The sequence below is a fragment of the Nocardia gipuzkoensis genome, assembly GCF_021183645.1.
In the GTDB taxonomy this organism is placed as follows: Bacteria; Actinomycetota; Actinomycetes; order Mycobacteriales; family Mycobacteriaceae; genus Nocardia; species Nocardia abscessus.
On record NZ_CP089225.1, the window covers coordinates 4,827,208 to 4,837,393 of the forward strand.

The 10,186-nt window shown below is 70.5% G+C and carries 10 protein-coding genes; 2 read left to right on the plus strand and 8 right to left on the minus strand.

From position 1 onward, the window contains the following. Positions 1-108: 108 nt before the first annotated feature. The 8 genes from LTT66_RS21905 to LTT66_RS21940 all read right to left on the minus strand — a co-directional run bounded on the left by LTT66_RS21905 (position 109) and on the right by LTT66_RS21940 (position 7,214). Positions 109-849: an SDR family NAD(P)-dependent oxidoreductase gene (locus LTT66_RS21905; protein ID WP_195064705.1), complete on the minus strand. Its 741-nt coding sequence runs from the start codon at positions 847-849 to the stop codon at positions 109-111. Next, positions 846-2,015, minus strand: coding sequence for a thiolase family protein (locus tag LTT66_RS21910; RefSeq protein ID WP_233060373.1), 1,170 nt, complete (start codon positions 2,013-2,015; stop codon positions 846-848). The genes LTT66_RS21905 and LTT66_RS21910 overlap by 4 nt, the downstream gene beginning before the upstream one ends. An 85-nt stretch (positions 2,016-2,100) precedes the next feature. Next, positions 2,101-3,150, minus strand: coding sequence for an ABC transporter ATP-binding protein (locus LTT66_RS21915; RefSeq protein ID WP_233060374.1), 1,050 nt, complete (start codon positions 3,148-3,150; stop codon positions 2,101-2,103). Beyond that, a complete protein-coding gene (gene modB, locus LTT66_RS21920) occupies positions 3,147-3,905 on the minus strand; it encodes a molybdate ABC transporter permease subunit (protein WP_408638658.1) in 759 nt (252 codons plus the stop codon). The genes LTT66_RS21915 and modB overlap by 4 nt, the downstream gene beginning before the upstream one ends. A 50-nt stretch (positions 3,906-3,955) precedes the next feature. After that, positions 3,956-4,732 carry a molybdate ABC transporter substrate-binding protein gene (gene modA / locus LTT66_RS21925; RefSeq protein ID WP_233060378.1) on the minus strand — a complete coding sequence of 259 codons (777 nt, stop codon included), beginning with the start codon at positions 4,730-4,732 and terminating at the stop codon, positions 3,956-3,958. A 6-nt stretch (positions 4,733-4,738) separates the two neighbouring features. Next, complete coding sequence (locus LTT66_RS21930) at positions 4,739-5,137, minus strand: TOBE domain-containing protein (protein WP_233060379.1); 399 nt, start codon at positions 5,135-5,137, stop codon at positions 4,739-4,741. Between the two features lie 90 nt (positions 5,138-5,227). After that, the gene (locus LTT66_RS21935) at positions 5,228-5,926 is read right to left on the minus strand and encodes a class I SAM-dependent methyltransferase (protein WP_233060381.1); all 699 of its coding nucleotides are present in this window, start codon (positions 5,924-5,926) and stop codon (positions 5,228-5,230) included. A 25-nt stretch (positions 5,927-5,951) separates the two neighbouring features. After that, complete coding sequence (locus LTT66_RS21940; RefSeq protein ID WP_233060382.1) at positions 5,952-7,214, minus strand: PucR family transcriptional regulator; 1,263 nt, start codon at positions 7,212-7,214, stop codon at positions 5,952-5,954. Between the two features lie 274 nt (positions 7,215-7,488). On the opposite strand from LTT66_RS21940, the gene LTT66_RS21945 reads away from it, so the two are divergent. Continuing rightward, positions 7,489-8,628 (plus strand): esterase/lipase family protein, encoded by a 1,140-nt coding sequence (locus tag LTT66_RS21945; RefSeq protein WP_233060383.1) that lies wholly within the window; start codon positions 7,489-7,491, stop codon positions 8,626-8,628. Between the two features lie 164 nt (positions 8,629-8,792). Next, positions 8,793-10,169: a lipase family protein gene (locus LTT66_RS21950; protein WP_233060385.1), complete on the plus strand. Its 1,377-nt coding sequence runs from the start codon at positions 8,793-8,795 to the stop codon at positions 10,167-10,169. The last annotated feature ends 17 nt before the right edge of the window (positions 10,170-10,186 follow it).

Sequence of the window (10,186 nt, forward strand, 5' to 3'; positions counted from 1 at the left end):
ACAATTCGGAATCGAATTGATCGGACCGAATCGGGATTCACTGGATGACGATTCGGCGCGCTCTGTCGAGACCGAACCGCCACACCGGTCGCTGCCCGGTAACGGTGTTCAGGCGCGCCACAGTTGGTCGCCGGCTCGTGACAGCACGATGTTCGGCACCACCGCGTTGCGGGACAACCGGGTGATCGCCAGGACCATCTCGGCGACATCGCCGGGGGTGAGCATGGCGGACCGGTCGAGAACGTCGCGCTTCCAGGCGGTCATGTCGGTGTCGACGTAGCCGGGAGACACCGCGGTCGCACTGACGCCGTTCCCGGACTCCTCCAGGGAAACGGTCTCGCACAGCGAGATCAGCGCCGCTTTGGTGGCGCCGTAGGCGGCGAGGCCCGCCTCCCCGGCGACGCCGGTGATCGACGCGAGCGCGATGATCTTCGCGCCCCGCTCCCGGTCGGTGTCCGCGCTCTTGCGCAGCAGCGGAAGAGCCGCCTGGATCAGCGTGAGCGGCGCGCGGAAGTTCACGTCCAGCATGCGCTCGTAGGCCTTCGCGGCCAGATCCGCCACGTTCCCGGCCGTGCCGGTGCCCGCACTCAGCACCAGCGTGTTCATTCCGCCGAAGCGTTCCTCGTGTGCCTGCACCAAGGCGCGCACCTGGTCGAGGTCGTTCATCTGCGCGACCACCGGATGCACCTCGGCCCCTGTTTCGCCGCGCAGGCGGGCCGCGGTCTCCTCGAGCGTCTCGGCCGTGCGCGCGGCGAGGGTCAGGTGATAACCCTCGCCCGCCAGGCGGCGCGCCACCTCGGCGCCGATGCCGCGTGACCCGCCGGTGATCAGCGCGGTGCGGGCGCTCATCCGAGACGTTCGATGATCGTCGCGTTGGCCAGGCCACCCGCCTCGCACATCGTCTGCAGGCCGTACCGGCCGCCGGTCTGCTCCAGGTGGTTGACCAGCGTCGCCAGGATGCGGGTGCCGGAGGCGCCCAGCGGGTGGCCGAGGGCGATCGCGCCGCCGCGCGGATTCAGCCGGTCCGGATCGGCGTTCACCTCGTGCTGCCAGACCAGGGGCACCGGCGCGAACGCCTCGTTCACCTCGTAGGCGTCGATGTCGTCGATGCGCAGCCCCACCCGGTCCAGCGCCTTGCGGGTGGCGGGGATGACGGCCGTGAGCATGAGCAGCGGGTCGTCGCCCACCACCGCGAAGGAGTGGAATCGGGCGCGCGGACGCAAGCCGAGCTCGGCAGCGGCCGCTTCGCTCATGATCAGCGCGGCCGAGGCGCCATCGGTCAGCGGCGAAGAGTTACCCGGCGTGATCGACCACTCGATCTCGGGGAAACGCGCGGTGTACTGGTCGTCGACGAAGGCGGGCCGCAGCTTGGCGAGGCTCTCGCCGGTGGTGGCGGGCCGGATGGTCTCGTCCGCCGTCAGGGTGCCCGCGGAGAGCAGTTCGTTGTCGAAACCGCCGGCCGCCGCGGTCTGCGCGGCGAGGCGATGTGAGCGGGCGGCGAATTCGTCGAGCGCGGTGCGATCGAACTTCCACCGGGCGCTGATCACCTCGGCCGCGATGCCCTGCTGCACCAGGCCGTCCGGATACCGGTGCGCGAGCGGGCCGCGGTTGGCGTCCTTGCCCTGGCCATTGGAGAACATCGGCGCGCGGCTCATCGATTCGACGCCGCACGCGATCACGACGTCATAGGCGCCCGCGATGACGCCCTGCGCCGCGAAGTGCGCGGCCTGCTGGCTGGACCCGCACTGCCGGTCCACCGTGGTGGCGGGCACCGACTCCGGGAACCCCGCGGCCAGCGCGGCGGTCCTGCTGATGTTGAACGCCTGCTCACCGCTCTGCGTGACGCATCCGCCGATCACGTCGTCCACCACCGCGGGATCGAGGTCGTTGCGGGCGACGAGTTCGGCGAGCACGCCCGCCAGCAGGGTGGCCGGATGCACCTCCGACAGGCCACCGCCCGCCTTGCCCTTACCGGACGGTGTACGGACGACATCGACGATGACGGCGGACGTCATAGCCATCTCCGATCAGCTAAGTTAATTTCCATTCTCAATTAAGTTAACACGAATTCGCCCCTTCGGGCCCATTCCGCTGGCTAACTCACGCGGGGTAGGTGCGGATTTCGGTGGCTTTGACCGCGGCCCACAGTCGCGTGCCGGGCCGAAGGCGCAGTTCGGCGACGGTGGCCGGGGTGATGTCGGCGAGCACGGGCGGGGCGCCGTCGAGGCGGACCCGGATGGTGTGGGCGTGCTGCTCGATCGCGGCCACGGTGACCGGCCAGGTGTTGCGCGGGCTGCCCGACGGCGGCTGCGGGTGCAAACCGACCGCGGTCGGTGCGAAGGCGACGTGCACCGGCCCCGCGCCCGGCTCGGCGACGGTGAACGCCCCTTCGGCGGCGAGGTCGACGGCGGTGCCGCGCGCCGTCCCGCGATAGAGGTTGAGCCCGACCAGATCGGCGACGTAGTCGGAGCGCGGCTGTCGCGCGACCTCGGCGGGCGGCCCCTGCTGCACCACGGCGCCGTGCTCGACGATCACCAGGCGGTCGGCCAGGACCATCGCGTCCAGCGGATCGTGTGTGACGAGCACGGTGTGCCCGGGATAGTCGGCCAGATGGTGGGCCAGGTCCGACCGGACCCGAAGACGCGTGCTCGCGTCCAGCGCGGCCAGCGGTTCGTCGAGCAGCAGCAGCGCCGGGTCGGTGGCGAGCGCCCTGGCCAGCGCCACCCGCTGGGCCTGGCCGCCGGACAGGGCGCGCGGCTTGACGCCGGCCTGCGGCGCCAGGCCGACGCGCTCCAGCCAGTGCGCGGCGCGTTCGCGCGCCGCCGCCCGGCCCTGCCCGCGAGCGCGCAGTCCGAAGGCGACGTTCTCCAGCGCGCTGAGGTGGGCGAACAGCAGGTAGTCCTGGAAGACGACGCCGATCCGCCGACGCTCGGCGGGCACGAACACCTTCGGCGGCGCGTCCCAGGTCTCGCCGTCGAGCCGGATCGAGCCCGCGGTGAGCGGTGTCAGCCCGGCCAGTGCCCGCAACGCCGTGGTCTTGCCCGCGCCGTTGGGGCCGAGCAGGGCGACCACCTCACCCGGCGCGACGGTCACGCGGAGGTCGAGCCGGAACGACGCCCGGGTGATCCGCAGGTGCGCGTCCAGGGTCACGGCACACCCCGGATCCAGCGCTCGCGCAGCCCGACCAGCACCGCCACCGAGACCCCCAGCAGCACCAGGCTCAGCACGATCGCGTCGTCCGGATCGATCTCCAGCGCCAGATAGACGGCCAACGGCATCGTGGTGGTCCGGCCGGGGAAGTTGCCCGCGAAGGTGATGGTGGCGCCGAATTCGCCGAGCGCCCGCGCCCAGCACAGCACCGCGCCGGCGACGATGCCCGGCAGCACCGACGGCACCGTGACCCGCCGGAAGGTCAGCCAGCGCGACGCGCCGAGCGTCGCGGCCGCCTCCTCGAATCGCGGATCGGCCGCACGCAGCGCGCCCTCCACCGAGATCACCAGGAACGGCATCGCCACGAACGCTTCCGCGACCACGACTCCCGCGGTGGTGAAAGGCAGCGACACCCCGAACCATTCGTACAGATACCGGCCGACCAGCCCCCGCCTGCCGAGCACCAGCAGCAGGGCGACGCCGCCGACTACCGGCGGCAAGACCAGCGGCACGGTGACCAGCGCCCGGATCACCCCGCTGCCGGGCACCTCCCCGCGCGCCAGCAGCCAGGCCAGCGGAATCCCGAACACCAGGCAGATCGCCGTCGCCAGGCTCGCGCACAGCAGCGAAAGGCGCAGCGCCTGGCCGACTTCGGCGGCCGCCAGCCGCTCGGGCAGCGTCCGCCACGGTGCGCGCACCAGCAATCCCAGCAGCGGCACGAGCAGGAACGCCAGCGCGGCGACCGCGGGTAGCACCAGGACGAGCGGTCGTCGTCCCGCGGACGTCCGTCGCCGTGCCGAGCGGATCACGGGAGGTCGAATCCCGCCTCCGTGAACACCGCGCGGGCCTGCTCGGAGCGCGCGAACTCGACGAACGCGGCCGCCGCCGCGGCGTTCGGCGCGTGCGCAAGCGGTGCGACCGGATAGTCGTTGACCGCCTTGCCGGCCTCCGGGAAGGTGATGCCCTGCACTTGGTCGCCGCCCGCTTTCACGTCGGTGCGATAGACCAGAGCCGCGTCGACCTCGCCGAGTTTCACCTTGGTCAGGACCGCTTTCACGTCGGCCTCCCGGGTGTCCGGCCGCGGATCGACGCCCGCCGCCTGGAAGACGGTCTTCGCCGCCGCTCCGCACGGCACCTGCTCGGCGCACAGCGCGATCTTCGGTTCGGTCTTGCCGAAGTCGGCCAGGCCGGAAATACCGGCGGGGTTGCCCCTCGGCACCGCGATCTCCAGCCGGTTGCGCACGAAGGTGGCAGGCTCGGCGGAGACCTCACCCTTGTCCACGAGCTGCCGCATGTTCTTCGGCGCGGCCGAGGCGAAGACGTCCGCGGGGGCGCCCTGGACGATCTGTTCGGCGAGCGCGGAACTGGCTCCGAAGCTGTAGACCACCCGCACCCCCGGGTGCGCGGCCTCGAATCGTTTGCCGAGCTCGGTGAACGTCTCGGTCAGCGAGGCCGCGGCGAACACGGTCACGGTGCCGCCGATCCCGTTCGACTGTGTGGGCGCGGGATCGGCGGAGCCGCATCCGGTCAACGCGACAGCGGTGACTCCGGCGACGGCCACCACGCTCAGCGATCGAATCATCTCTGGTCAACTCTCCGGTATCTCGACTACGACATGGGTCGATTTGACCGACGCCACCGCGACGCTGCCCACCTCGAGCCCCAGCTCGTCGACCGACTCCCGGCTCAGCAGCGACACCAGGCGGAACGGCCCCGCCTGCATCTCCACTTGGGCCATCACGGTGTCCTTCACCACGCGAGTGACGATGCCGCGCAGGCGATTGCGCGCCGAGGCCGCCACGGTGACGCCGGGCTCCGGCGCGTCGGCGCCTGCGCGGAGGAACTCGGCGAGTTCCCGGCCGCTGATGCCCTTGCGCCCGCTGTCGAGCTGGAGGGCGGTCAGCTTGCCCTGATCGATCCAGCGCCGCACGGTGTCGTCACTGACCCCGAGCAGCGCGGCGGCCTCGCTGATCCGCAAATTCGACATGAGGAGCAGTTTATTTCCGCATCTGCGGAACGCAAGCGCGCCCCACCGAGAGTGATCCAGCTGTCCACCGCGGCTTGCGCGCGGTGCGCGCTAGGCCACGGTCAAGCGCAGCATCGAACTCGCCCCGCGCTGGAACTCGAAATCGACGCCGGCGATGTCCGATCGGACCCCTTCGCCACGCACAGCATCCCGGAGGCGCTCGAGGAGGTCGTCCAGGCGCCCGCCCGCATGATCGACGAGCGGGAATACCCGAACCTCACTACGGCTCACGCGCGCCAGCTCGCGCAGCGCCGCGAGGTGGAAATCGAAATCCAGCCGGTCGGCGTAGGTGAACAGCAGATGCGAGCTCAGCACCAGATCGAACGAGCGATCGGGGAAGTCGAGCCCGGGGAGCGCACCGTAGCGGTAGCGCCGCGGGTTGGCGCGGAAATCTTCGGCGAACCGGTGCGCCGCGGTCTGTCGCAGCTGCCGATGGCCGTCGGGATCGCCGTAAAAGTCCCATACGTAGCGGTCGGCGGCGGCTGTCGTGTGAGCCGCGTTGCGGTCGAGTTCGGCGGCCGCGAGCGCGGTCAGCTCCGGTGCGGGCAGGCGGTAGACCGGATCGACCGCTATCACCCGCGCGCCGAGCTCGGCCGTCTCCGCCGCGAAACTCGCGGCGCCACCGGGGCAGTCGAGAATGTCGCCACGCAGGTCCTCGTCATCGAGCGCGAACATGGCACGGTATTCCCGCAGCGATCGACCGGTCAACAGGTAGCCGCTCGCGTCCACCGCATCGTGCTCGTCTGCCATGCGACGGACGGTAGCCAGGACCTGCTCACGGTGCGAGTGAGTTTCCGCCCGGGGCTCGGCCGGAGCGGGCCGGATACAGGCGCTGAATCGTCAGCGCGGCCGCCAGCAGCCGGGAGTCGTGCGGATCGGTGGGGTCGACGCCGGTGAGTTCGGCGACGCGGCGCAGGCGATAGCTGAAGGTGTTCGGGTGCACGTGGATCTCGGCGGCCGCGGCCTTGCGATCGGAACCGTGCCGCAGATGCGCGTCGAGCGCCTCGAGCAGATGCGGGCTGTCCAGGATCGGGGCGATGCGCTCGGCCAGCCGCGCGCGGGCGGTGCCCGGTCTGGTGAGCTGGTACTCCAGCAGCAGGTCGTCGAGCTGGTAGACGCCCGCGGGCCGGCCGAGCAGTCGCGCGAGGTCGGCGAGGTCGGTGGCCTCTTCGGCGGTGTGCGGGATGGCGTCTCTCGGCACGGACGGATATTCGGCCAGGTAGACCGGAACTCCGAAGTGCTCGGTCAGTTCCGTGGCCAGCCGGGCGTAACGGGTGTCGTCCAGCTCGGCGTCGGATGCGCTGGGCAGCAACGCGATTCCGGTCCAGCCGTCGAAGGTCGCCAATGCCGTCGTGCCGGCCAGGGCGTCCAGCGCGCGGTGCAGGATGCGGATGCGGCGGCGCCCGACGAGGGTCGCGACGGTACCGGGCTGGTCGTCGTGCCGGATGTGGATCGCGAGCACCGTGTAGTGCTCGGCCAGGGCGGTGTCCGCCCGCGCCGCCAGCTCGGAGGTTGGCAGCCCGTGCAGCAGCGCCGAGCACAGTGCGCGGCGCGCCTCCCGTTCGGCGTTGTAGATGGATTGCTCGACGTCGGAGTAGGTCTCCACGACGGTGATGTTGATCTGCATCAGCAGATCGAGCAGGCGGCTGCCGAGCTCGACGAGATCGTCGAGTTCCTCACGGGAGGCCAGCGCGGCCGCCTCCTGCAGCACCGATTGCGCGGAACCGTGGATCGCCTCGATCAGCACGGGCAGCGGAAATCGGTCCTCGGCGTGCCGCTCGGCCACCGGGGCGACGAACGTCGCCACCTCGGCCTTGGTGAAGCTGCGCTGTTCGCCGATCGCTTGCAGCACCGCGCGCCCGCACGCGTAGATCGCGGGCAGCACCTCGGCCGTGAAATGCCCCTCCGGCAGGTCGGCGGCCGGTGGGGTGGTGCCGAGGCCCGCGGCGAGCATGCGCTCGGCGATCTGCGGCCAGCGGGTGAGCAACCGGGTGACGAGCGGGACGTCACCGGCCACCGGGGACAACACGACGGACATGGGCCGATTGTTTCCGACCACAGAACCCGCGGCAAGGTCGCGGGCGCCGTCCCGTGAAATTTGGCTCGCACAACAATATTCCGGCTGGAATGTTCTCCTCCGGGTGCAGTGACATCGCCGCGGCGCGCGTCCTACATTCGGAAAGCGGCTCACCGATATGGCCCGGATCACATCTCTGCTTCGAATGTGGCGTGGGAAACATTATTCGGCGGTGCTCGATTCACCGCCGGGCCGCGTTCGTTCGGCGCGAATGGGAGTGAACTGGATGTTGGCAATGACGCACAACGCTCGGCGGTCGATTCTCGGGGCGGTGTTGATCGCGGGCGTGACAATGGCGGCCGCACTCGGCGGCGGAGTGGCGCACGCGCAAGAAGAGATCGAACCGACGCAGCAGGCGCTCGCGGACTACATCAGCGCCGGACTGACGCCCGCGCCGGACGGCAGGCAGCCGCGCGCGATCGTGGACACCGGCAGCTCGTCGGGCTGGGCGACCAGCGCCGCTTCCGAGGCGTCCGGTGAGGGGCCGGAGATGTCGGCGTACCTGGCCGCGTTCGCCTACGGCCTGACCCATCCCGACTCCGCGCCACCCGGCGCCAACCGCTGGAACTGCACTCCCACCGCCGAACACCCGCGGCCGGTGGTGCTGCTGCACGGCACCTGGCTGAACGCCTACGACACCTTCTCCTCCTTGTCGCCGCGCCTGTCGCGCGCCGGATTCTGCGTGTTCGCCTTCAACTTCGGGCGATCCGGCCTGCTGCAAGGCGGCGGGCTGGGCCCGGTCCTGCCCGGGCGCTACGGCGTCGGCCGGATGGAGGATTCCGCGACACAATTGCGCGACTTCATCGATCGGGTGCTGGCCGCGACCGGGGCCGAGGCCGTCGACATCGTCGGGCATTCCCAGGGCGGCACGGTCGCCAACCATTACCTGAAATTCGAGGGCGGCCAAGGCAAAGTGGGCAGGCTGGTGAGTTTGGGCGCCACCCACCACGGCACCTCGCTGATGGGCATCGCGACGCTCGGCCGGATCATCAACAACCTGGGCGTCGATATTCTGGGTTTCTACGAGCCGCTGGTCGGAATCGCGAATATCCAGCAGGCGGCGGGCTCGCCGTTCTACGCCAGCTTGAACGCCCAGGGCGACACCGTGCCCGGCGTCGCCTACACCTCGATCGGTTCCCGGCACGACGAGGTCACCAACCCTTATCAATGGACGTTCCTGCAAGCGGGCCCGGACGCGACGGTGGACAACGTCACACTGCAAGAAGGGTGCGAGCAGGATATGTCCGATCACCTGACGATGATGTATTCCCCGCGGGCGGCATCGATCGTGCTGCACGCGCTCGATCCGGTCGCGCATCCGTCGCTGGAATGCACCTTCAATCCGTGGATGATCGGCGGCAACGGCAGCTTGTGATCCGCGCTGTCACTGCATCGGGGCGAGAATTCGCGAGCGTCTGATTGGCACCCGAGACAATTCTTTTCCCGCCACGACATTGGTTGGGTGGATTACGGGCACCACGCCGTCACCGCAGCGGTGGTGCTCGTGATCACGGCGGTGCCGTCGAAAGGGAGAACCGGATGAGTGTGGAACTCGAGTGGGACGGCGGCCCGGTGCCGCCCGACCCGGCGGCGTTCTCGCATCGGCCGATGGTGCCGGAAGACGATCCGTTCTACGCCCCGCCGCCCGCGATCGGGCGCTTGCGTCCCGGCGCGATCGTCCGCACGCGCAAGGTGGAGATCGGATTCTTCGGGCTTGTGACGCAACGTATTCCGGCCTGGCAGCTGCTCTATCGCACCTGTGATCTGCACGGCGTGCCGGAGGTCGCGGTCACCACCGTGCTGCTGCCGTGGGGCGCGGACCCCGCCGAGCCGCGCCCGCTGGTCTCGTTCCAGTGCGCGATCGACGCGGTGGCGTCGAAATGTTCTCCCTCGTACTCGCTACGGCGTGGGGCGCGAGCGGCGGGATCGATACCCCAGCTCGAACTACCGCTGATCGCCAGCGCCCTCACACGGGGCTGGGCGGTGTCGGTGCCGGATCACGGGGGAACCGCGGGCCGGTTCGGCGTGGCCAGGGAGCCCGGGTATCGCGCGCTGGACGCGGTTCGCGCCGCCTTGGCCTTCGTCCCGCTCGGGCTGGAACCCGCCACACCCGTTGCGCTATGGGGATATTCGGGCGGGGGATTGGCCACCGCGTGGGCCGCGGAGGTGGCCGCGGAGTACGCGCCCGAGCTGAACATCGTCGGCGCGGTCGCCGGGTCGCCGGTGGGTGACCCGGCGGCCGCCTTCGTCCGGCTCAACGGGACCCTCTTCGCGGGGTTCACGGCCGCCTTCACCGCCGGGCTACGCCGTGGCTACCCGGAACTGGACCGCGTACTGCGCGCCCACCTGGACGCGCGGTATCTCGGCTGGCTGGCCGAGACCGAGACCACGGCGACGTTTCCCCTGCTGTATCGCTTCGCCCGGCGCGATATCGGCAAGCACTGCGGAGCGGGGCTCACCGCCATGATCGCCCAGGACGGATTGCAGCGGATCCTCGAAGACATCCACCCCGGTCGCCGGGCGCCCGCGATGCCGATGCTCGTATTGCAAGGCGTGTACGACGAGGTGATCGCGGTCGCCGACGTGGACGGTCACGTCGCGCGCTACGTCGAGGCCGGCGCGCACGTGCGCTACCTGCGCGATCGGCTCAGCACCCATCTGCTGCTGCAATTCCTCGCGCTGCCGGTCATGGTCGACTGGCTCGCGGGGCGCTTCGCGGGCCGCGAACTGCCCGCGGCCGGTACCCGGACCAGCTGGTCGCTCGCCCTCGCCGGTCCAGCGCTGAGCGGGCACCTGCGTTTCGCGGCTTTGCTCGTGCGCATGTGGCTCGGGCGCCCGATCCGCGCTCCGCGCCCGCCCGCGCTGCCGCGCCCCCTGTCGGTCCTTTCCGCCGCGCTGCGCAATCCGTTGTCCTGACCTGCGCGCTCACCGCC